The organism is Micromonospora solifontis, assembly GCF_003725545.1.
GTDB classification, from domain to species: domain Bacteria; phylum Actinomycetota; class Actinomycetes; order Mycobacteriales; family Micromonosporaceae; genus Micromonospora; species Micromonospora solifontis.
The window spans coordinates 26,160-48,359 of record NZ_RJLN01000041.1; the positions used below are offsets into that span (position 1 = coordinate 26,160).

A 22,200-nucleotide genomic window follows, 5' to 3' on the forward strand; every position below is an offset into this window, starting at 1 on the left:
CGCCGCCGCGTCGACAAACCGGACGCAGCTCTGAAGCGAAGATGCACAGCAACCACCGCAGACCCCCGTTGATCACACTCGATAGGTGGCCGAACTGTAGAAACTCCGATGAACACCTGTAAAGAGCGACTACAACTTGCTAGGACGAAACGGACGACAGCACAGCCACCCGGCAGCCGCGCAACGGAAAGTGACGGACGAAGCCCTCTGGGTCAAGGTCGGCGCCCGTCAACTCGCGGTGTGGATCGATGCGGTGCAGCAACGCTGGGTACGGATGGTTTGCGGCAACCCACCACCTATCCGCGTCGGTGATCTCATCATCGAGCCAGACGAACAGACGACCCGCGACGTACCGCATCAGCGGTACGGTCTTCCAATGCACGCAACGCGCCTGCTCGTCGGTGTCCCGCCAATCGACGAACGGCAGAGCAGGAAGGCCGAGCCGTGGCGCTACCTCGCTCACCTCCGCCATCCACGTACCAGCCCACACCAGACCGTCCAGCAGCGCCCGCAACCGGAGGCCGTCACCAGGTTCGAGCCGGTCGAGCAACGGATTGCCGGCGCCGCACGGTGGGGCCGCCGCACAGACGCCGGCGCGGCAACTCGTGCCGGCCAGCCGAGCCCGGAACGGCAGCAGCACACCGTCGACATCCACGAAGATCAAAGACCGAGCGGCGCCAGCCCCTCTGTCTGCCCATGCCGATGGCGGGCGGGCACATCCCTGCCATCGGTTGGGTGATCATCATGACCACGGCTCGAACCTGCGACAATCCGCACAGCACTGACCTGCTACGACGGGCCGGACGCGGCTCGGACTGCGACAACTCCTCACGACCCGCTCAGCCATCTTGACCAGCCCATTCGCCAGACCATGGGCGATATGTCCGAATGGGTGCCCCCGGCAGGATTCGAACCTGCGACACACGGTTTAGGAAACCGATGCTCTATCCCCTGAGCTACGAGGGCGCGAGGGCCTAGTCTAGCGACCTGGGGGTTCACCTGGGGTGGCAGGGAGTGGCCCACGTTCACCCACGTTCACCCGACCGCCGTTCTCGCAGCCCAGGACCACACCTGGAGCACACGAACCCCGGTTTGCGACCGGCGGTCGGCCGCAGTGCCCCGTGTTGGCACCGGTTCACCCGGGTTGGCATTCGCTGGAGAGCACACACCGCGCACATCATCGGAGATCATGATGTGCGCTCCCTCGGCCCGGTATCCAAGGGCCGGGCACCGGAACGTGGTGACCGACGCCTGTCAGCCTCGGCCTCCCCCGGGCCGAAGACTCCGACGAGGCAGCGCCACGAGAGGCGCGACGCCCGGCTCCACGTCGAACGGCCGCTATGGCTGTGTCGTGTCACGCCAAGCGCTGGTGAGTTCAGCAACGCTGGAGTACCGGTCCTCGGGCACCTTCTGTGTCGCGCGATCCACGACATCACGCTGACGGGCGGACCCTCGCCAGCCCGCTGGGGAGTCAAGCAGGTGCCCGACCATGCGACCGAGGGTGTAAACGGTGGTGCGCTGGTCGATGACAGCACCGCGAACGAACTCCTCGGGCGCCATGTAGCGGCGAGAGCCGGGCAACCGATCGGCGTCGAGGACGAACGGGCCGGGCCGGTACTCATCCAGGTCGATTAAGCGCATCCGGCGGGCGACGAAGTCGTACAGGAGACAGCCGTCGTATAGGTCGACCGCGACGAACCCAGCGGTGACGACGGCCTGGTGTGCGTCAAGAATCGTGTCGACGGCTGCCTCCACCTCGCCGATGGGAAGCTGCTGGAACCGGGCCAGCGCCGCACGGTCCGACCCGTGGATGGTGGCTCGGTTCAGGACGCTGCCGTCGTGCCACGGGTACACCAGCACCGGTCCGTCCGGGCCATCGAGGATCTGGTCGGGGCCGACGATCGCCGGGTGCGCGACTGCGGCGTGCAGTCGGCTGGCCCGCGCCAGCGAAAGCCGGGCTTCGGGTGTGGTGGCACGCTTTACGAACCAACGCCGCCCCATTACCTCGATGCCGTGGGACAGGCAGCCAGAGCCCTGAGCGTCGAAGGTCACGAACGCGGACGACAGTGGCAGGTCGAGCACCGATCTAACCTACGGCAAACAGCTGGCCCTGGGTTGACTACTCAGGGTGGGCGGCACGCAGAGGCTACCGCGCCTTGCGCGGCTCAAGGGATGGTTGACACGATCGGGGCCCACTGCCCTTCGCGCGCATCGCGGCACCCGTCAGCCCACAACACGACGCCGCCGTCTGAGATGATCAGCTGTTGCCGAATTGTAGGAGAGGCACGTCGTACAACGCGGGATCGGGGACACGGCGCATTGTCGGCGCGGCAACCTCCATAACCAACATTTCGGTGAGGAACTGGACGGTGGCGGCAAGCAGGTGGCTGGTGTGGCCGGAGGCGCTGTGTTCCTTGAGGCCGACGCTGACGTGGATGTGCGGCAGGATCCGGTCCTCGGCCTCGTCGTAGGCGATGGTGCCGCCGCCGAGTGCTTCGACGTTGGACAGGTGCACCCGGTCCCACACGGGTGCCTGGGGGTTGTCGAGGCGTTGGCATGTGCCGACGATCTCGACACTGCTGAAGCCGGCGATGAAGACGGGGATGTAGCCGTGGCGGATGCCGTTAATGCGGCAGGCGTCGGTGAGGGCCGTGAAGAAGTCCTCGCCGTGGTCGAACGTGACGCCGATCATGCGGCCGGGCGTGAGGTCGTGGCTACGCATGCTGCATCTCCGGCTGTTGGCTGAGGGCCGGCCAGGGCCAGCGGGCAGGATCGCCGGTGCCGCAGGCGCCGAATGCGGCGGCGATGATCTCGGGCTCGGCGCCCGCGGCGAGAAGGGTGTGCAGCAGGATGCGCGCCTTGTAGGGGTCGAGGAAGCCGGCGCTGACGAGCCCTCGGCGCTGCAGGTCGCTCTCCGAGCCGGGGAAGGCGTAGGTGGACGCCAAGACCGGCCCGGCACCAGTACGGGAGGCGAGCACGACCGGGATCCTCGCGGCGAGGGCGGTGAGCTTCTCGACGAGGCGTTGAGGTACGTGGCCGACGCCGAACCCCGCCACGACGAGGCCGTCGAGTCCCTCGGCGCCGGCGAGGAGGGCACCGTCGTCGCCCAGGGATACGGTGTACAGCCCGACTCGTGGAACCCGGATGACCGTCTCCAGCGGCACGGTCAGGCGGTGCGGTGGGTGGTTGAGCAGCCGTACTGTGCCCTCGACGACGTGGCCGAGCGGGCCGGTGTTCGGCGAGCGGAAGGCGCCGCCGCTGGTGGAGTGCGTCTTGCGGACGTGCCGGGCGGCGTGGATCTCGTCGGCGAAGACCACGAGGGCGCCGAGGCCGCGGGCGGCCGGGCTGGCGGCGGTGCGGATCGCGGCGAGGATGTTCGCGGGTCCGTCGGCGCCAGCAATGGTGGGGTTGCGCATCGCACCGGTGACTACAACCGGCGCCTTGCCGGTGTGCAGTAGGTCGAGCAGGTAGGCGGTTTCCTCGATGGTGTCGGTGCCCTGGGTGACCACGACGCCATCCATACCGTCGGTCGCGGTGCGGTCGGCGATCAGTGCGGCCAGCGCCGTGAGGTCGTCGAAGCTGAGCGAGGCACCCGGCAGTTGGCGGAAGGTCTGGACGTGCACGTCGATACCAGTCTCGGCCAGTCCAGGTACGGCGGCGATGAGCTCCTCGGCGGTCAGGTTCGGCACGACGCCACCAGCGTCGCTGCCGGCGGTCATCGCGATTGTCCCGCCGAGGGAGAGCATCAAGACCGATGTCGCCTTCTCCGCCACCGCACCTCCTCGTCCCGTGCCTGTGTGCCTGCGGCAGCCTGTCACAGTTTCTGAGTGAAGCGAAGGCTTAAGGGAGGCTGGCCAGGTAGCGGCAGGCTGCGTTGATCCCGTCGGTGGTTAGTAACCGGCTGCGTGGTCGGATCATCCCTTCGACGCCGACGGCGGCCAGTTCGGTGCAGCGTCGACGCAGCCAGGGCCATTCCAGGCCGAGGTATTCGGCGAGGATTCGTAGGCGGCGGGTGGACTGGCCCGATGCGGTGATGGAGCCGGCTTGGCCGCCGCGGGTAACGTCGTCGTAGCGGCGTAGCGCGGTACGGCGATCGAGGGCGTCGACGTGCCAGAGTCCATCGGCGCGCACCCAGTTGGCGAGAATGACCTGCGTGTGTGGGGTCAGCACGAAGCCTTCGACGGTGGCGTACGCCGGGTCTGGACTCACGTGCACGGCGACGCGCAGGGATTCCATGAACGCTGCCGAGAGCAGCAGCAGGATGCGTTCCGCGTGGGGGCTGCCCCGCACGGCGGTTTCTGGGATGCAGAAGACGCGGGCAGCCGGGGCGGTGGGTGTGGTGAAGCGTTCGCTCGTGGCGTGCAGATAGTCGATCTTGTGGCGGAAGAGCAGCCAGGTACTGGCTTCTTCGCCGTACTGCTCGCGGGTCCAGAACACGGGCTGGTCGGTCGCGGCGTCGAGGCGGTGGCTGATGTAGCGGGCGCAGAAGTCGGAGCCAAGCCACATCTGGCTCAAGGTGTTGAGGTCGGCGGCGACGTTGCGGCTGACTGCGGAGCCGGGTAGTTGAGCGTAGCGGCGTAGTTTGGGGACGCTGTCGGCGAGCGCGGCATCATCGGCCAGGAGAGCGTCGTCCATGCCGCACAGGGCCCACAGGATGCCGATGGTGAAGGCGTCGAGGCGGTATGCCGGTACCGCCATTCCAAGGGTGGGCGTTGTGGCCACGGCGAGGATGGGCTCGTCGCCGGCCAGCAGTTCCGTCGCCACGAGATCGCGCAGGCCGAAGGCGGCGGCGTGGCCACCGTTGAGCGTCCGTGGGTAGCGGGCGGCGTGGCGGCGGTCTTGGACAGGAATGCTGGTGAGGGTCAGGGTCGTAGCGGGTACGGCTCGGCCGAATGGCAGGGTCAGCAGTCGGTCGACCGGCCATGCCGGTGGGGGCGCCGTGAGTTGCACACCGGGCAGCGCTGATGCCCAATCCGCCGCCGCACCAGTGGCGATCTCACCCGGTGAGGCGGCGAACGCGGATGCCGTTGGCGTGGTGCTGCGCCGCTGCTGGGAGACGGCGGCGCGCACCGCGCGGGCGGTGGCGGCCACGGCGGCACGCTCCTGGTGTCGCTCCAGTTCGACCAGCGGAAGCAGGTTGGTGAGCGCGCCTCCTGCGGCGAGCGCGGTGTCGCAGGCGGTTGCGAATTCCGGGGTCGGCCAGCGCAGGGCCTTCTCGATCTTCGCGATGAGATCCGAACTGACGTGCAGGTGCTCGCCGAGCCGCGCTTGAGACCAGCCGCGCTGTTCTCGCCATGATCGCAGCTGGGCGCCGAAGTAGTGCTTGGCGGAGGTCTTGGGTGCGAGTTCGCGTGGAGTCTGGGCCATCCCAACCTCACGGAATGCGCCGGCCGTGTGCCCGGTTCGGAGGGCGGATTCGGCGGTCACTTGGTAGCGATCGGTGTCGCCCACGGTACACGGTGCACACGGCGATGTCCGTCCTACCTCACCATCGCTGATCAGGTCGGCTGCGCGGCGGTGATGCTGACGGCGGTGGCGAAGACCTTGGTCATACGGCGGCGTAGCTCGTCGTGGTCGACCAGTGTGATGGCGGTCTGGAAGCTGTCCCTTGCTTGGGCGAGTTGTTCGGCCTGCAGGCGCAGATGGGCGGTGAGAAAGGTGCGTACCTCGGCTGGCGCAGTGGAGGCGACGCGTGCGGCGTACAGGACGGTGAGCGGGAAGGCCCAGCAGGCGTGGAGGAAGCCGAAGGCGGGTCGTTCGGTGGCTCGCCAGGGTGAGTAGAAGTGCCGGTCGTCGGGGATGGTGACGTGGCAGGCGACCAGGGCGTCGTTGAGCCAGTTGTGGCCGGCTTCGTGGATGAGGTCGCGGGCGAGGACGATTGGGTGGTTGGTGTAGTCGGTGAAGACGGTGCCGGGCAGGCGGGTGATGGTCCAGCTGAGCAGGGTGTCGTGGAGCGTCTTCCGTTCGAGGAGGCAGATGATCGGCGCGTGGTCGCGCAGGAGCGTGCCAAAGCCGGCGCTGACTGCTGCCGCGAGCCCGTTCCGCACTTGCTCCAGGGCGGGCGGGCTGGCCGGCGTCGTTTCGGGGTTGATGACGTAGTAGGGCGTGGCGGCGAGGTCCGAGCGGCGCAGTTGCTCCGGCTTCGGGTTGACCACAATCGGGATATTGTCGCCAGGGTCGGTGCGTAGGCGGGCGGCGTCACTGGCCGTGGCGTGGCGGTACCAGGCCAGCAGCGTGCCGTCGGCGGATCGTGCCGCGGCTTCGGCACCTTCAAGCCAGTGGTGGGCGAGGGCGTAGCTGAGCGGGGTGCTGGCGGGAGCGTTCGTGCCGAGGACGCGGTGGATAGCGGTCGTGCGTCGCCGGCGTAGGTCGGTGGTGGCCGGCAGGCTGAAGAGGTCGTCAAGGGGCGGCACCGACTGTTCTCCTTTGCGGCGTGGTGGGCGCCTGGTGCCGGGGCGGGGCCCGGCACCAGGCGAGAACAGACGGTTACTGCTGGCCTGTGGAGCTGTCTACGTTGTCTGCGGGAGGCCAGCCGGTGGTGGATACGTTGGAGGTGTGCGCGGTGACCTGGACGGTGGTGTCGTCGCCGCGGAGCTGATCGACGGCGGTGAGGAAGTCGTCGTAGGGCGTGGGTGTGTCCACGATGTGCTCCTTGTCTGGGTGTCTCGGGAGTCAGGGCTGCTGAGGGCGGTGAGCGGCGGCGGGCTGCGGGTGCGCGGTGGCACTGGCGTTCACCGTTCGGCGATGAGCCAGCTGATGAACTTGCGGGACCGTCCGGAGCTGACTGGTTCGGTGCCGTGGGTCAGTTGGGAGCCGTAGACGATGGCGTCGCCAAGGCGGGGGCGGACGGTCCAGCGGGTGCGTGGTAGGTCGCGGAACCAGGCGGAGGAGTTGTCGGCGCCGTCGTGGATGAGCGACATGCCGGGTACGTATCCGGCGGCGCTGGCCACGTCTGTGCTGGCCCAGATGTCAGGGGCTCCTGTCGTCTCGACGTAGAAGTCGCCTCCGGCATCGGCGTGGCGGATGGGGATGCCAATGCCGCCAATCTGGCGGGGCCAGGTGCGGGGGTCGGGGGCGATGCCGTCGGCGTGCGGGGTGATGTGCTGTCCGGTGCGGTACTCGACGTAGGTCCAGGGACGCAGCGCGGTCACCGACGGCATGGCGCGGCGGATGGTCGGCATGGCACGGTTCGTCGCCCGGTCGAGGATGGCGGTCACCGATGAAGGCAGCTCAGTGATCTCGATACGTCCGGCTGGTTCGTAGACCGCCATGGCCTGCGCGGCGGTCAGGCCCGGGATCTCATGCATGGTGGTGGTACGGCCACAGTCGAAACGGCGCGTGCCGGCCGCGGCAAGGATCTCGTCCATGGCTGTCGCGAGCTGTTCGACGTCGGTAGGGCTCAGGAAGCCCTCCACGCTGTGGCTGGTCAGGGTTTCGGCTACGTGGATCATGGCGTCCGTCCTCCCGGGGTGGGCGGGCTCAGGGGCGGCATTCGCAATCGGCGGGCGCGGTGCTGGCGATGTCGATGAGTGCGGTGGTGACGGCGGTGACGGCCTCGTCGAGGGCGGCGAAGTAGGCGTCCCAGCCGGCCGTCGGGGCGAGGGAGAGCCCGAGGACCGGGTACTGGCGGCTGGTGGTCTCGCATGTGAGCCGGTCCCGACCGACCAGCAGCTGGCAGGCGGCCGGCAGCACCTGTCGCGCTCGAGTGTCCAGCCGGCAGAGAACGGCGCTGAGCCGGGCTGACTCGGTACGGTGTCGCGGGAGAACGCCGACATGCAGTCCGACCGGTGCGAGGTCGAGACCCGTGTACCGGTGGCCCTGACAGCTGTCGTAGGTGACGTAGCCTAGGCGCCGGGTGAGCAGGTCGACCAGCGGCCAGACGGCGGGCTCGATGCCGTCGCGCCACTGGGGATGGTGGGGGTCGAGGTCGTCGGCCGGGTGGGTACCGACCAACCCGGCGCTGTTGATGTTGCCGTGATCGCTGTGCCGTAAGGTGGCCGCCGGTCGGGGTCGGCTGGGGTCGTCCCAGCGGGCGAGGAAGCCAGCGACGTCGGGCATGGAGTTGGGCCGACGGGGGCGCCATGGCACCGCGCGGCATGAGGCGCCACCGGGTCGTTGGGGTTCGGCGAGGAGAGCTGCGATGCCGTTGACCAGACGCATTCGGTAGGCGCAGTACTCATCGTCGCCGTCGGCGTGGCGGTGCGCCCGCCACCGGGTGGCGACGCAGCCGCCGCCGCAGGTGTCGCGGTACCGGCAGCTCGCGCACTTGGCCATCAGCGACCGGCCCGCCTCAAGCAGCGGCAGGCGGCGCTGCGCGCCAATGATGTCGGCCTCCTCAGGAGCCCTCGGCAGGCCGGTGAGCTGGGCCTGCGGCGCCGGTAGCTCGTCGCAGCTGCCCATGCGCCCGTCGGGGTAGGCGGTGAAGACGTGGTCACACTTGGCGTCGGAGAAGTGGCAGATGTTCGCCGCTGCGCCGGTGAGCCGGTGGATGGTCGACACCGCGGGTTCGAGCTTGATGCGCCGGAACAGGCCGCTGCCGATCCAGTGCGCGGTCGCGCTGAGGACAAAGGACGCGTACTCGGCAGGCGTGATCGCCCAGGCCGGCCCGGAGCCACCGGTGAGGGCCGCCTGTTGCAGATGGCGGCTCGCTGGCACACGTGCACCAGCGAGCCGGGTCGGGGCGGCGACGGTGGCGTCGAAGCAGGGGACGAGGTTGACGGCGCGCACGGCGGCAAATCCGGCGAGGTGGTCGAGGATCTCCGCGGCGCGGCCGAGCATGGCAGAGGTGACGACGCTGATGACCCCGACGTGCCGTCCGCGGGCGGCGAGCAGGCGCAGGGCGGCGGCGACCCGGTCGTATGTGGGCTGCGCGTCGTAGCCGACGCGCCAGGCATTGCCGGCCGCATCGCCGTCGAGCGAGATCCCGATTTCCAGCCCGGGGTAGTGCGCGTCGATGAGGTCCAGCCAGCTGTCGTCGAGAAGGAGGCCGTTGGTCTGCATTGAGACGCGCACGACGTTGGGTTGGGCCGCGAGCCGGTCAAGGATTTCGGCGAAGGCGGCGCGGCCAACCGTCAGCGGCTCGCCGCCGTGCAACTCGACGGCGACGGGGCGGGCACCGAAGATCGCGGTCAGCCGGGCGGCGTCGGCGGCGGACAGTCGTGCTCCGCCGGGGGCTTCCTTGCGCTTTTCGTAGCAGTAAAGGCAGTCGATGTTGCAGGTCTCGCCGCGAAGTTTGAGGATGACCGAGACCGGCCGGCGGTCGTCGGCGAACAGGGGCCGGTACATGGCCTCCGGGGTGGGGGTGGCCGGTGGCATGGTTAGCCTCCCTGGCGGTTCGCCCGGTGCCAGCCGGTGAGCTGGCCGGGGGTTAGGCGGATACGTTCGTCGCCGCAGCGCAGGAACCAGCCGTCGGTGTAGCGCTGGGGCAGCCAACCCAGCTCGCCGGTACCAGCGGGAGGCGGCTCTTCGGCGGTGGTGCGGTCCGGCCAACACCGAAGGAGTGCGGCGATGACCCGCTTCCGGACGGACGGGAACCAGGAGGTGTCGTCGGCGTTCCAGCATGGGGCGAGCAGCGACGGTGGCGGGCCGTCGTTGGCTCGACGCCAGAGGGCGGGTAGCCACTTGTCGCCGAGCAGCGGTTGGCCCGCCGCGACGACATCGAGGCCGAGAAGGCAGATCTCCAGCTGGCGGCGTACCACCTCGGCCTCGGCATACAGGTGATCGGTGGTGAGTCCGAGGAGGTCTTCGACAAGACTGAGGACGTGCTCGACCCGGTCCGCCACGGCCCAGTACCGGTAGTTGGCTACGTCGTCGCCAGTGACGGCCGGCTGCCATCCCGTCAGCGTGTACCGCCGTGCGGTGCGCAGTCGGGTCAGTTGCCCGAGTGCGGCGCGGACCTGCCGGAAGCGCTCGACGTCGTCGAAGCGCACGTCGAAGGAGCCCAGCATGCTCCGCAGCGGTTCGATCATGGCGGGGGTACACGCGGCGAGGTCGACCCGTACGCCGTCCACCAACCGCGAGCGCAGCGCGGAGGGCTGGTCGTGGAATACAACGCGCAGGTCGATGTCGCTGCGGGCATGGGCTAGGCCGGCACCCAGCGCGCCCTCCAGCCAAACCTCGCTGACCTTCGGGTCATCGCAGAACTCGGCCGCGACCCGGGCAGCGATCCTGGCACGGATATCGACTGCGCTGGTCATCGGTCCTCCTGCCGTCCACCAAGCAGGGCGGTGCGCAGAGTCTCGGCCGTCCAGCGGTCGAGGATGCCCCGCACGTCCGGGCGCTGCGCTCCGATATGCGGGGTGAGGAGCAGGTTGCGCGGCTCACCCGGTCCTGTGAGCGAGCCGACGTGTTCGGGGTCGATCGCGTCGATGGCCAGGCCACTCAACGTGCCGGCGTCGAGGGCGTCCAGGCAGGCTGGCAGGTCGAGGGTCTCCATCCGCCCGGCACAGATCAACGCCGGGTGGCGCCGCCCAGCATGGGCCAGCCAAGCCGGACCGAAGACCGCTCGGGTGGTTTCACGCAGCGGCAGCGCCACGACGTGCAGATCTGCCCAACTGGTCAGCAGCTCAGCGGGGCGTTGGGGCAGCTTCGGCGGGTTGGACGGCCATGCCGCGTACGCCACGTCACTTACCGCCGAGCGGAGCGCCTGCCCGATGGCGAGACCGACGGGCCCAGCGCCCCAGATCGCGAGGTGCTGCTCGGCCAGGAGACGTCCAAGGCAGGCGGCCTTGAGGTGACGGCCGGCGGCGAGGCCGTTGTGCCCGAGTGCCGCACGGCGGCTGAGGGTCAGCGCGGCCAGCAGCGTCCATTCGGCGACGGCCGCGGCGTTCGCGGTTGGGTTGCGATGCAGAGTGATGCCGCGGGCCGCGAGTGCGAGAAGGTCGATGTTGTCGGTGCCGGAGCCCGGTCGAACGACATGTCGCAGCGCCGGCAGGCAGGCGAGGTGGCGAGCCGACAGCCGGGTGCCGGAACGCATGACGGCCGCAACCGCCGGGTGGGATACCGCCGGTAGCCGGTCGAGTACCTCGACGCGCACTCCGGGCAGCGCCTGGGTCAGCCGGTGAGGGTCGGCGCTGCCCTCGACGACCACGACGGTGGTCATGCGGACCGCCGGTACAGGCCGAAGGCGAGGTCGCCGTCGCCGTCGCCGACGAGGACCTCAACCGGCGTCGGCGTGCCGAAGTAGTCGTCGCAGGCGCGCTTGACGCCGGGTAGGCCGTCCCAGGCCTTCGGATTGACGACGGTGTCGGCGTAGTCATCGATGATCAGTGCACCGAGGTGACTCAGGCGGGGAACACAGTGGGTGAGCGAGACGTAGATGGAGTCGTAGAAGTCACCGTCCAGGTAACCGAACGCGATTGTCTCGGGCATCTGGTCGGGCAGGGTGTCGGCGAACCAGCCGGGATGGATGACCGGACTCGGTTTGTGCCAGGCGGCGTGAGTGGACACGACGTCCGCCGGCGTACTCATCAGTTCGCCTTCACCGAGGTGGTTGGAGTCCCGATCACCGGGGGCCGGCAGGCCCGCAAACGAGTCGTAGACGTGGATCGGCCGATCCTTGTCGCCGAGTTCGTCAAGTACGGCACGCATCCACAGCGCCATGGCGCCCCGGTAGCAGCCAACCTCCACAACCGCCCCCTCGACGCCGTCTTTCACCATGTGCCGCAGCTGGGTGGCGATGGCGGTCAGCCGGTCGGCGTCAACGGTGTTGGCATGCTCGGCGAGCAACCAGCCGCGAAGCGCGGACAGGTGCACGGTCATCGCGGTCACCACCGGTCCACAAGACAGTCGCCGCAGTCCTGGCCGAGCGTGTCGAGCAGGTGCGGCACCACGCGCGGCAGAAGGTACTTACTCGCCAGCGCGGTCACCGGCACCCACTCGAACCCGACGTGGTGGGGGTCGGGCGGGTCGGGCATGCGGGGTGCGGCGTCGTCGAGGGGGTCGGCGAGGAAGTTGAATTGGACCTTCTGCACGTCGCCGAACTCGCCTTGCCAGGCCTCGGGCACGTACTCGACGACGAACAGCAGTCGGCGCGCCCGCACACGCAGCCCGGTTTCCTCGGCGACCTTGCGGCACACGGCGTCGCGCAGGCACTCTCCCTCGCGGGCCTTGCCGCCGGGAAGGTTGTAGTGGAAGCCTGCGGCGTCGTCGTAGGACAAGAGCAAGACGTGATCTGCGCGCATGACGGCGGCCTTCACCGACACGCTGATCCGCGGCAATGGGGGCATGTGGGATCTCCTGGTTGAGGGGTCGGACGCAGGGCTCAGACGCGGGCGTAGGGATCGCCGATCGCCAGCAGCTCGCCCACGGTGGCCAGCGGCACCGTGCCCGGCGAGCCGGTGCCAGCCAGCTCCGCGGCGACGGCGCGCATGCCCGCCAAGGCGGCGCGGCTGAGCTGATTGGCGTAGATGCACATGGCGAACCCGGCCCGGCCCAGCTCTTGCCATCCGAGGTGGGCAAAGGCGGTCGGCACGGTCACCAGCGGGGTCGGTGCGCTCCATTCCCGCGCCGTGCGCAGCGCCTCGTCTCCTGAGACGTCACGGGAGTGGATCAGTACCGCGTCCGCGCCGTTCGCGGCGTAGTACCGGGCCCGGTCCAGGGCGTGGGAGAAGGGTGCGCCGGCGATCAGCGCCTCCGTGCGGGCTATGAGCACCAGTTCGTCGCTGGCCCGGCGCATCTCTCGCAGCTGGTCCGCGACGACATCGACGTCAGCCAGGCCCTGCGTGCGGTGGGTGCTGAAGCTGTTGCACTTCGGATAGGCGCTGTCCTCCAGGCACAGCGCGGCAGCGCCTGCGCGGGCCAGGTCGAAGGCGCAGCGGCGGGCGGAGTTCGCGGACCCGCCGGCGTTGTCGACGTCGACCACCACGGGCAGGTGGGCGGTGCGCCCGACGGCGAGCACCACGTCGCACAGGTCACGCACCCCGAGCACGTTCGCGTCGGCAAGGCCGGCGGCGGCGGAGACCTCCAGGCTGCTGACCCACAGTGCGTCGAAGCCAGCACCGGCGGCGGCAGTAGCGGCGAGGGCGTTGACTGCGCCGACCGCCCGGACCGGGGCGCCGGTACCCGCCGTCAATGCCCGGCGCAGAATGTCAGCGGTCACCGGCCACCGCCTCCGTTGCGGGATCGAGTGACGGCACGAGGTCATGCGCGATGAGGGCCTGCCAGACCTGGTCCAACACGCCGCCGGGGCTCGCGCTGGCGTCGATGTGTGCCACTTCGCCCAACAGCGGATAGGCAGCCGGCTCGCTCACGATCTCGGTGTAGACCTGACGCACTCGGGCCTGCACGTCCAACACGTCCCAGTCCGCCCGGACCGCGTCGCCCTGCCGGCCGTGCGCCCGCTGCAGCGAGTCGCGCGGGTCTAGATCGAGCACCAGCGTCAGATCAACCGGCTGGGTGATGCCGGCGGCGAGCCGCTCGTAGGTCTCCCCCGGCTTCATGTCGTGCTTGACGGCGAAGAACGCCAGCTCGCTCACCAGCCAGCGGTCGCTGATCACCGGGCGGTTGGGCAACGCCGGCCGCACCAGCCGCGCCAGCGTCGCCGCCTTGTCGGCCACCAGCGCCTGCAGGTACCGGTCCCGGTTGTCCGCCGACGGCTGGTATTTACCCTTCACGATGTCGGCGGCCGCATCAGCGGCCAGGAAGTTGCTGGTCAGGACGCACAGGGGTGTCACCTCGTAGAGGCCTTCCCAGAGCCGGAACAGGCCCTTGCGCACCGTGGTCTTCCCCGTGCCGTCCAGGCCCTCGATCACGATGAACGGAAACCGCTGCATCACTCCACCTGCCCCGCGCCGGTACCACCGGCGTACTTCGTGAACCGACCCCGCCACGGCACCGCCATCGACACCAGATCGACCAAGCGCAGCTCGCCGAGTTCCTCCAACAACGCCGGCATTCGTCGCTCGACCGCGACGCTCGCCGCCAACGCACGGCAGTACGCCATCCGCAAGCCGGCCTCAGCGACTCCGCCTGCTCGCAGGTGTTCCTCCAACACGCGGATCGCCATACCAAGCGCGACAATGCCGGCTGCCTCCTCCAGCACCATCCGCGCTATTGATGCAGTGCTGGGTTGCAAACTGCGGTGATGCACACCGCGATGGCGGATGATCGCAAAGAACCCGACCCACCAGGCCGCCGCGCCACAAACAGCCGCTAGATCGGCAGCCACCACCTGGTCGACCCCATCCATGATTAGCTCGTCGGCCCGAGCCATTGCCGCAGGTCTGAGCACGTTCGTTGGACCTACTGGAAACGCATAGCGCGCTGGAAGGTCCAGCCACGGACGAAGTCCGGCGTCATCGATGTGACTGGACACAGACGCTAGGTGTGTGAACTCAACGGCTGCCAACGCCGCTGCGAGTCCAACACCGTGGACGTCCGGCAAAGGGGTGTTCGATGCAATCGCCTCTCGCCACTCGGAGAGATGCAGGTGAACCCGCTGTACTTGGAGGCCGTCACCGACCGTCAGCCACATGCGGTGCAGGGGTACTGCTGAAGTAGGTCGTAACTGAGGTGAGGCAGGCACGGATTCTCCTCATGCAGGATCGGGCGGCGGGCTAACGGCAGCAGCCGCACGTCGATTGACGCAGACTCAGTTACAGAGAGCCAGGAGGCGCATGCGGACAGAAGAACTTGTCCGCATGCCCGAACAGGTTGTCCGCATTCGGCGAGCTCACGGGTGAGTACTGCAACCACCAGTTGTTCTTGGTTGCGCCCCGCTGAACACTGAGTGACCCTATGTACGAGATGTCAACGCTGCTCGATGCCATCGTCCCGCGAGCAGCCCGAAAGGCGGTGTCATGGGCCAGGCCCCGCGGGCGCTCCAGCCGTCCCTGTCCGAGCGCCACTTCTTCGGCGCTGAACTGCGTCGGCTGCGCGAACGCGCCAACCTCTCGCAGGCGCGGCTCGGCATCATGATCCGTTTTAGTGCCGATCTGGTGCGTCGTGTGGAGACGGCCGACCGGTTCCCCTCCCGCGAGTTCGTCGAGGCCTGCGACAAGGCGCTGGCGACCGGGGGCGCACTGATGCGCCTGCTGCCGCTGCTCGACAAGGACCGGACCAGCAACAGCAAGCCGGCCATCAGCTCACCAGCCGGCGTCGGCCTCAGCAGCGTCCTGTCTGATCGCCTGGCCGAAACGTCGGGGTTGGCCGAGATGGTTGCTCGGGTTCCGTTCCAACCCGGTGTCCTCGATCGCGCCGCCCTTGACTGGCTGAACGCTGCGGCGGGACCCCGCCTGTCCGTGGCCGGACGACCCGGCTCGCCTGACCAGGTTGACGAAGAGGATCTTCATTCGGCGGAGACCGCTCTGGCGATGTTCCGGCAGTTGGACCACACCCACGGCGCCGGACGAGTCCACGCCCAAGTGCAGCGCTACGTCGAAGGCGAACTGAATCGGCTGTTGGCGAACACTCCCGTCTCCGAGGCTGTCGGCCGGCACCTCTACACGTTGGCGGCGGGATTCTTCGAGCTGTGTGGGTACCAGGCGGTCGACACCGGTGCCCATGGCCTCGCCCAGCGCCGTTACCTTCGCGCTCTGCGTCTGACGGAAGCCGCCGACGACCGCCTGTACGGCAGCTACCTGCTTGCCGTGAACATCGGCCACCTCGCGTTGCACTGCGGCCATCCTGAGCCGGCACGCAGGATGGCGCTGACGGCGGTGAGAGGAAGCGAGACCCAGACGACGCCCGCCGTGGCAGCCGCGCTGCACGCCGTGGTGGCGCGCACGCACGCCCGCCTTGGACGCGAAGACGACTGCCTGACCCACCTCGACATCGCGGAAAGGCAACTGGCCCGTAGCAAGCCCGACGACGAGCCGGCGTGGATCCGGTATTTCGACGCGGCCTACCTCGCCGACGAGATCGCCCACTGCTTCCACGACCTGGGCCGACCGCAGCACACCCAACGGCACCTGGGCGACGCCCTCACCGCCCTGAGCCCCACCCACGTCCGAAGGCTCGCCATCGACACCGCGCTCCTGGCCTCGTCGCTTGCCGCCGCCGGCCGCATCGACGAAGCCTGCGCCACCGCACGCGAGGCAGTCGACCACGCCGCACGAACCACCTCACACCGCTGCCTGCAGCGCATCGTCGAGGTACAGGCCGACCTCGAGCCCTACCGGTGCGAGCCGGAGGTCCGCGAGTTCGGCGAGTACGTGCGTCACCGACTACCGCTGGCCGCTGTGTAACGCCCGTTGATCATTGGCCGCATCCGCCATCACCGAGAGGTAGTGAGCCAGCTCCGCCTCCAGCGCCGCGCCCGCTCGACGGGACGACGCCACATAGTGGCCGACATCGGCAAGAAGCAACACCTCAGGTGCCATGCCGAGAGACGTCAACTCCTCGGCGAGGTCGCGGACATCCTCGACCACGGCCACCTCGTCGGCGGTGCCATGAATGAGCAGCACCGGCCCTTGGACAGCGGCGGCACGGACCCGGCCGGCACCACCTCGCAACCGCATCGCGTGCGCCCGCTGGAACCGGGGCACCGTCTGCGCCCACCGGTCAGGATCCACGATCGCCGACACGGCCGTGGCAGCAGCGAACGGGCCGTCCTGTGCCACCGCGTGCAACGCGGTGTAGCCGCCGGCGCTGGCACCACGGATGAACACCTGCCCCGGCACCGCCCGCCCCGCCGACAGCAGGTGCACCGCCACCGCCGCGCAGTCATCGACGTCGTCCAGACCCCACCGGCCGTACAGCGACTCCCGGAACACCCGGCCGTACCCGGTGCTACCCAAGTAGTCGACATCAACGACGGCGAACCCGCGACTGGTGAAGAACTGCGCCTGCCAGTCCAGGCGCAGCAGGCAGGAGGCGGTAGGCCCTGGATGCGCCCGGACGATCACCGGTGCCCGCCAGTCCGCCGCCGAGCCCGTCGGCGGATACACCAGGGCAAGCACCTCCCGATCGCTCGCCACTCGAACGCGCAGCTGCGTCGGCGTCGATACGCGCGCCCCGTCGAGTGCGGCGTGCTCCGGCCTGGCAAGCACCTCCACCCGGGGGTCGGCGTCAGCCAAGTCCACGAGCGCGACCTGCGGGGCAGCGGTCGGTGACGATCCGATCAACGCCACCGTCGTCCCTCGGACGGCGAGGTACGGCTTGATCGACGTGTACGGGAGGTCGACCGGGCGGACAGTGCCGTCGGGCTCGATGACGACGAGGCGGTGTCGCGGCCCCTCCTGCACCGCCACGACGATCCGACCGTCGTCGAGGAAGCCGTACGACGCGTAACCCAGCTCCCACGGCTCCGCGGTGCACTCACCCGCGATCGGTGCCACCGCCTCGACCTCGAGGCCGTCCCACCGGTAGAGGTTCCACCAGCCACTGCGGTCCGACACGAAGTACAACGCCCCGTCGGGTCCCCACTGCGGCTCCACCGCAGACTCATCCGGACCGCCGGCCAGTCTCACTGCACGCTCGACCGAACCACGCGGCGAGTAGGAGGCCACCCACACCTCACACGCATCCCAGGGCATGTCGCGCTCGCTCCACGCGGTCCAGGCCAACCATCCCGGACCCGGCCGAGGCGCACTGAGAAACCCGCGGGACGAGGCGAGAGTTCGCATCGGCGGAGCACCGGTGAGCGACACCGCGACGAGTTCGTCGCCCTGCTCTGACTCCCGCACGGCCAGCAACTCGCCGTCGCCGACCGTCAGGTCACCAAAGCACCCATGGCTGACCAAATCGAGTTCATCGCCGTGACGACGGCTCCGGTAGAGGCCATCTCCGCCGACACACCACAACGTCCCCTCGGCGACAGCGAACGATCCGCCTCCGTACGCGTGAACTCCGTTGGCGACATCGAAGTCCTTCGGACTGACATCACGCTTGCCCTCGCCGGGCCGCCACCCTGTCACCGTCGCACGTCCGTCGGCGTCGGGGCGAGTCTCTAACCAGTACAGGCCGTCATCACCGGTACGCAGTTGGTCATAGCTGACCGAGGCGCGGACGGCGTCGTTCACCGACACTTCAGCGATCCTGTCCGCCAGTCTCACGGGTCCTCCTCGAACAACTTGCACGCGCGACGGGACGACGGCGGGCTCGTCAACCGCTCGCCGGGGTGCCCCGCAAGGCCAGCGAAAGTTTCGGTCCTCCGGGCCGGCGCGAGCGATCAGACGTGGCGACTCTACGCCCGAGCGCCTTGCACGTGCCGCTGGATGTCCCCTCGCAAACTGCCCGCCGGCCCGTTCGCTCTCGCTGGGGCACCGTCGATGCGGACAACATCTCTTGTCCGCATCGACGGTATCGACCAAGCCATTCGAGTGGGGCCACCATTCGGAGCGGTAAGGCCATTCACGGGTGGCGTGGCAATGAATTTTCCGTCCCTCAATAACGACGTCAATGGAAGGGTCCGATGCAACTACAGGAGGAATTGGCGCGCTACGGGTATCGCCAGGAATTGGCCCGGAAGCTGCGCTTCCGCGACCTTGTGGCGTATGGGCTGGTCTATATGGTGCCGATCGCGCCGATGGCGATCTTCGGCAGCGTTTACGCTGGCTCCGGCGGGATGGCGGCTCTGGCGTACGCGGTCGGTGTGGTGGCGTTGGTGTTCACCGCGTTCTCGTACGCACAGATGGTCAAGGCGTTCCCCATGAGTGGCAGCGTCTACAACTACGCCGGCCGAGGCATCAGCGCGCCGGTGGGGTTCCTGGCCGGCTGGGTGATCCTGCTCGACTACGTCCTCGTACCAGGCCTGCTGTACCTGGTGGCGTCGGTAGCGATGCACTCCACCGTGCCGGCCGTGCCGGTGTGGCTGTGGTTGCTCGGGTTCGTCGCGGTCAACACGATCGTCAACTCGGTCGGCATCCGGATGACCGCGATGGTGACCCGGGTGATGCTCGTCGGCGAGTTGATCGTCCTGGCGGTCTTCCTCGTTGTCGCCGGTTGGGCTCTCGCCTCAGGCAGGGGGCGGTTCAGCTGGGACGCCTTCTACAACTCCGACACGTTCACCTGGTCTCTCGTGGCGGGCGCCGTGTCGATCGCGGTGCTGTCCTTCCTCGGCTTCGACGGGATCAGCATGCTGGCCGAGGAGACCAAGGGCGGTTCCCGGCAGATCGGCCGCGCCATGGCCGCCGTCCTCATCCTCGCCGGCGTGCTGTTCATCGCCCAGACCTGGCTGGCCGCGATGCTCGTACCCGAGCCGGCCTCGCTGCTCAGTGACGGGGATCCGAACGGCACCGCCTTCTACGACGCCGCGCAGGTGGCTGGCGGAGGTTGGCTGGCAACGTTGTGCGCGGTCGCGACCGCGATCGCGTGGGGCCTGCCGAACTCGATGGTCGCGCAGGTCGCCACATCCCGGCTGCTATACGCGATGGCCCGGGACCGGCAACTGCCCGCCTTCTTGGCGAAGGTGTCGATCCGCCGCAACGTGCCGATCAACGCGACCCTGCTCACGGGCGTCGTGTCCCTCGCGCTGGGCCTGTACATGGCGACCCGGGCGGACGGGATCACGCTGCTGTCGTCGCTGATCAATTTCGGGGCGATGGTCGCGTTCCTGGTCCTGCACGTCTCCGTGGTTGTGCACCACCTCATCCGCCAGCGCAGCGGCAACTGGTGGGCGCACCTGGTCATGCCCGGGATCGGGTTCGTGATCCTCGCCTACGTGGTGGTCAACGCGAACATCGCCGCGCAGCGTCTCGGTCTGGCCTGGCTCGCCCTCGGCATGGTCGTACTCGCGGGCCTGTACCTGACCGGTCGCCGGCCCGCCCTGTCGGGTCTGGCGCCCGCGCAGCCGCAGGCCCGCCACGTCGAGCGGGTGTGACGACCATGGACGCGATTACCTACCGGCCCGCCCGCGACGAGCTGGCCTACACCTTCGGTGGCCGGATGCCCGTGGCCCACGTCCGCTCCGGCGACGTGCTGCGGGTGCACACCGAGGACTGCTTCGGCGGCCTCGTCCGGGGCCCGGCGGACCTGCCGTCGCAGGTGTGCCGCATGCCCTACCTGAACCCCGTGTGCGGGCCGTTCTTCGTCGAGGACGCAGAGCCAGGCGACACCCTCGCCGTCCACCTCGCCTCGATCGTTCCGGCCCGCGACTGGGGAATCTCCTCGACGTTCCCGCACTTCGGGGCACTGACCTCCACCTCGCACACGGCGACCCTGCAGCCGCCTCTGCAGGAGCGGGTGTGGGTGTACGACATCGACCAGCAGGCGGGCACGGTTCGCTTTCACGCCACCGGCAGCGACCACACGGTCGACCTGCCGCTGGACCCGATGATCGGCACCATCGGGGTGGCGCCGGGCGGTTTTGAGGCGCGTTCGACCATCGTGCCCGACAGCCATGGCGGGAACCTCGACACGCCGGAGCTGCGCGCGGGTACCACCCTGTATCTGGGGGTGAATGTGCACGGGGCGATGCTCGCCCTCGGCGACGGCCACGCCCGCCAGGGCGAGGGTGAGGCCTGTGGCGTCGGGGTGGAGATCGCCACGACCACCACCCTGATCATCGAGGTCATTAAAGGCGTTCCGACGGTGTGGCCGCGCCTGGAGACCGACACGTCGATCATGTCGGTTGGCTGCGCCCGTCCCCTCGAAGACGCGTACCGGATCGCGCACCGCGACCTGGTCGGCTGGGTGGGTGACCTCACCGGCTTGGAGCAGCTTGACGCGTACCAGTTGGTGTCGCAGGCGGGGCGGGCGCCGATCGGCAACGTCTGCGACCCGAACTACACGGTCCTCGCCGCCGTCGACAAGCTGCTGCTTCCGCAGCCGCAGGCCGCCTACGACGGGGTGCACGCCCGCCTGCGGCAGCACGTCGGCGGGCCACGGTAGGGGACGGGATCCAGATGACCTCGTCCATCCCCCAGTTGTCGTTGCGGGACGAGTTGTTCCTGCTGGGCCACGACGACGACACCGGCCAGCCGCACATCCACCGCCAGACCCTCGCCCTCGGCCTGGCTGGTGCGGTGCTGATCGACCTGTTCCTCGCCGGGCGGATCGTCCTCGACACTACCGACGACACCGGGCCGGGCGGGGAGCAGCGGCTGCGGCTGCACTTGGACCGGCCGGTCGGGGACCTGATCGCCGACACCGCCTTGGCCTCCATCCGCTACGCCCGTCCGACCCCACCGCTGCGGGGGTGGCTACCCGGGTTCGCCGCCGACCTGTACGACCGCACCCGCGCCGGCCTGCAGGCCGGCGGGATCCTGCGCCACGACGTGCGCCGCCGCCTCGGCGGGCTCGCCCGCACCGACCGCTACCTGCCCACGGACCTGAAGTGGCCGGTCGTCGCCCGCGCCCGGCTGCACTACATCGCCACCGGCCGTAGCCAGCCCGACAACCACACCGCCGCCCTCGGCGGCCTGATCGCGACCCTCGGCCTGACCAATCACCTGTACCTCGCCGACGACACCGCCGCCCTCACCGTGCAGCTACGCACCATCGCCGAGCAGCACCACCGGCAGGTACGCGACATCATCGCCGCGGTCGACGCCGCCGTCGGTGACCTCGCCACCGCCACCTACCGGTAAGCCCGCCCCACCCACCCGCTGCCCTTGGAGGCATCCCATGGACGTCATCCCGCGTATCCGTGCCGCCCGGTGGGCGGACAAGGAACCGGTCGCCGCGCTGATCGCCGACGCCCTGCACTCCGGCCCCCTCGCCCAGTGGCTGGTGCCCGACCCGACCTGCCGGGGGCGGGTCCTCACCGACGTGGCCGTGATCTGGGTGGAACACGCCATGTTCTTCGGCGACATCCAGATCACCGACGACCTGAGCGCCGCTGCGATGGGGTTTCACCGCTACCGCAGCATCCCGCCACCGTCGAACTACCGCAGCAGACTGGCCAACGCCGCCGGCCCGCACGCGCGGCAGTTCGAGCTCCTCGACCAACTACTCACCCAGGTCCGACCCACCGAACCTCACCACCACCTGGCAGTCCTCGCCGTCCTTCCCGCCGCCCAACGACGCGGCATCGGCAAGGCGATGCTCACCCACCATGAAAGCCGCGTCGACCGCATCGACATGCCCTCGTGGACCGAAATCGCGCCCGACAGCCAGGACCTGTACCGCAGGCACGGCTACCTCCCGAGACCCGCGCTCACCCTGCCCGACGGGCCGGTCCTCGCCCCGATGCGCCGCAACCCTCACCCGAACCGCGGCTCCTGGCCCCTGAACACCGCCAGGCCGGCAACCGTCACCGCCGCGGCCCGCGCCCAGTCCGACGCCCAACACTAGGCCCTGGGTTTCGGTAGCCAGGTCCGG

General features: G+C 69.1%; 22 protein-coding genes and 1 tRNA gene. 5 read left to right on the plus strand and 18 right to left on the minus strand.

Annotated features, from left to right (window positions below; all coding sequences use genetic code 11):
- Positions 1-139: 139 nt before the first annotated feature.
- From EFE23_RS15875 to EFE23_RS15950, 17 genes are all read right to left on the minus strand, one after another.
- Complete coding sequence (locus EFE23_RS15875) at positions 140-655, minus strand: hypothetical protein (RefSeq protein WP_233601012.1); 516 nt, start codon at positions 653-655, stop codon at positions 140-142.
- Between the two features lie 238 nt (positions 656-893).
- Positions 894-966, minus strand: a tRNA-Arg gene (locus tag EFE23_RS15880).
- A 372-nt stretch (positions 967-1,338) separates the two neighbouring features.
- Complete coding sequence (locus EFE23_RS15885; RefSeq protein ID WP_123241706.1) at positions 1,339-2,082, minus strand: protein kinase family protein; 744 nt, start codon at positions 2,080-2,082, stop codon at positions 1,339-1,341.
- 175 nt (positions 2,083-2,257) lie between these two features.
- Positions 2,258-2,722, minus strand: coding sequence for a PPC domain-containing DNA-binding protein (locus EFE23_RS15890; protein WP_123241707.1), 465 nt, complete (start codon positions 2,720-2,722; stop codon positions 2,258-2,260).
- Entirely contained in the window at positions 2,715-3,773 is a 1,059-nt protein-coding gene (locus tag EFE23_RS15895) for an asparaginase (protein ID WP_123241708.1), read from the minus strand. The genes EFE23_RS15890 and EFE23_RS15895 overlap by 8 nt, the downstream gene beginning before the upstream one ends.
- 67 nt (positions 3,774-3,840) lie before the next feature.
- Positions 3,841-5,451, minus strand: a complete 1,611-nt coding sequence (locus tag EFE23_RS15900; RefSeq protein WP_233601009.1) for a helix-turn-helix domain-containing protein — start codon at positions 5,449-5,451, stop codon at positions 3,841-3,843.
- Between the two features lie 47 nt (positions 5,452-5,498).
- Entirely contained in the window at positions 5,499-6,413 is a 915-nt protein-coding gene (locus tag EFE23_RS15905; protein ID WP_123241709.1) for an aKG-HExxH-type peptide beta-hydroxylase, read from the minus strand.
- A 73-nt stretch (positions 6,414-6,486) separates the two neighbouring features.
- Entirely contained in the window at positions 6,487-6,642 is a 156-nt protein-coding gene (locus tag EFE23_RS28535; protein WP_199737098.1) for a hypothetical protein, read from the minus strand.
- Positions 6,643-6,731: 89 nt separating this feature from the next.
- The gene (locus EFE23_RS15910; protein WP_123241710.1) at positions 6,732-7,451 is read right to left on the minus strand and encodes a hypothetical protein; all 720 of its coding nucleotides are present in this window, start codon (positions 7,449-7,451) and stop codon (positions 6,732-6,734) included.
- Positions 7,452-7,479: 28 nt separating this feature from the next.
- Positions 7,480-9,315 (minus strand): radical SAM/SPASM domain-containing protein, encoded by a 1,836-nt coding sequence (locus tag EFE23_RS15915; RefSeq protein WP_123241711.1) that lies wholly within the window; start codon positions 9,313-9,315, stop codon positions 7,480-7,482.
- Between the two features lie 2 nt (positions 9,316-9,317).
- Complete coding sequence (locus EFE23_RS15920; protein WP_123241712.1) at positions 9,318-10,196, minus strand: hypothetical protein; 879 nt, start codon at positions 10,194-10,196, stop codon at positions 9,318-9,320.
- A complete protein-coding gene (locus tag EFE23_RS15925; RefSeq protein WP_123241713.1) occupies positions 10,193-11,101 on the minus strand; it encodes an NAD(P)-dependent oxidoreductase in 909 nt (302 codons plus the stop codon). The genes EFE23_RS15920 and EFE23_RS15925 overlap by 4 nt, the downstream gene beginning before the upstream one ends.
- Positions 11,098-11,760, minus strand: coding sequence for a TylF/MycF/NovP-related O-methyltransferase (locus EFE23_RS15930; protein ID WP_123241726.1), 663 nt, complete (start codon positions 11,758-11,760; stop codon positions 11,098-11,100). The genes EFE23_RS15925 and EFE23_RS15930 overlap by 4 nt, the downstream gene beginning before the upstream one ends.
- A 5-nt stretch (positions 11,761-11,765) precedes the next feature.
- Positions 11,766-12,227: an NUDIX domain-containing protein gene (locus EFE23_RS15935; RefSeq protein ID WP_123241714.1), complete on the minus strand. Its 462-nt coding sequence runs from the start codon at positions 12,225-12,227 to the stop codon at positions 11,766-11,768.
- A gap of 35 nt (positions 12,228-12,262) precedes the next feature.
- Complete coding sequence (locus tag EFE23_RS15940) at positions 12,263-13,099, minus strand: isocitrate lyase/phosphoenolpyruvate mutase family protein (protein WP_123241715.1); 837 nt, start codon at positions 13,097-13,099, stop codon at positions 12,263-12,265.
- A complete protein-coding gene (locus EFE23_RS15945; RefSeq protein ID WP_123241716.1) occupies positions 13,089-13,772 on the minus strand; it encodes a dTMP kinase in 684 nt (227 codons plus the stop codon). The genes EFE23_RS15940 and EFE23_RS15945 overlap by 11 nt, the downstream gene beginning before the upstream one ends.
- Entirely contained in the window at positions 13,772-14,188 is a 417-nt protein-coding gene (locus EFE23_RS15950) for a hypothetical protein (protein WP_233601010.1), read from the minus strand. The genes EFE23_RS15945 and EFE23_RS15950 overlap by 1 nt, the downstream gene beginning before the upstream one ends.
- A gap of 610 nt (positions 14,189-14,798) precedes the next feature.
- On the opposite strand from EFE23_RS15950, the gene EFE23_RS15955 reads away from it, so the two are divergent.
- Positions 14,799-16,184 carry a helix-turn-helix domain-containing protein gene (locus tag EFE23_RS15955; protein WP_123241718.1) on the plus strand — a complete coding sequence of 462 codons (1,386 nt, stop codon included), beginning with the start codon at positions 14,799-14,801 and terminating at the stop codon, positions 16,182-16,184.
- Here the strand turns inward: EFE23_RS15955 and EFE23_RS28955 are convergent.
- Complete coding sequence (locus tag EFE23_RS28955; RefSeq protein WP_233601011.1) at positions 16,164-17,993, minus strand: S9 family peptidase; 1,830 nt, start codon at positions 17,991-17,993, stop codon at positions 16,164-16,166. The genes EFE23_RS15955 and EFE23_RS28955 overlap by 21 nt on opposite strands.
- A 359-nt stretch (positions 17,994-18,352) precedes the next feature.
- On the opposite strand from EFE23_RS28955, the gene EFE23_RS15970 reads away from it, so the two are divergent.
- The 4 genes from EFE23_RS15970 to EFE23_RS15985 are packed head-to-tail and all read left to right on the plus strand — an operon-like array spanning position 18,353 to position 22,173.
- Complete coding sequence (locus tag EFE23_RS15970) at positions 18,353-19,759, plus strand: APC family permease (RefSeq protein WP_123241719.1); 1,407 nt, start codon at positions 18,353-18,355, stop codon at positions 19,757-19,759.
- Entirely contained in the window at positions 19,756-20,769 is a 1,014-nt protein-coding gene (locus EFE23_RS15975; RefSeq protein ID WP_123241720.1) for an acetamidase/formamidase family protein, read from the plus strand. Before EFE23_RS15970 ends, EFE23_RS15975 begins: the two co-directional genes overlap by 4 nt.
- Before the next feature lie 14 nt (positions 20,770-20,783).
- Positions 20,784-21,467: a GOLPH3/VPS74 family protein gene (locus EFE23_RS15980; protein ID WP_123241721.1), complete on the plus strand. Its 684-nt coding sequence runs from the start codon at positions 20,784-20,786 to the stop codon at positions 21,465-21,467.
- Between the two features lie 37 nt (positions 21,468-21,504).
- On the plus strand, positions 21,505-22,173 hold the full coding sequence (locus tag EFE23_RS15985) for a GNAT family N-acetyltransferase (RefSeq protein ID WP_123241722.1): 669 nt from the start codon (positions 21,505-21,507) through the stop codon (positions 22,171-22,173).
- Positions 22,174-22,200: the final 27 nt, after the last annotated feature.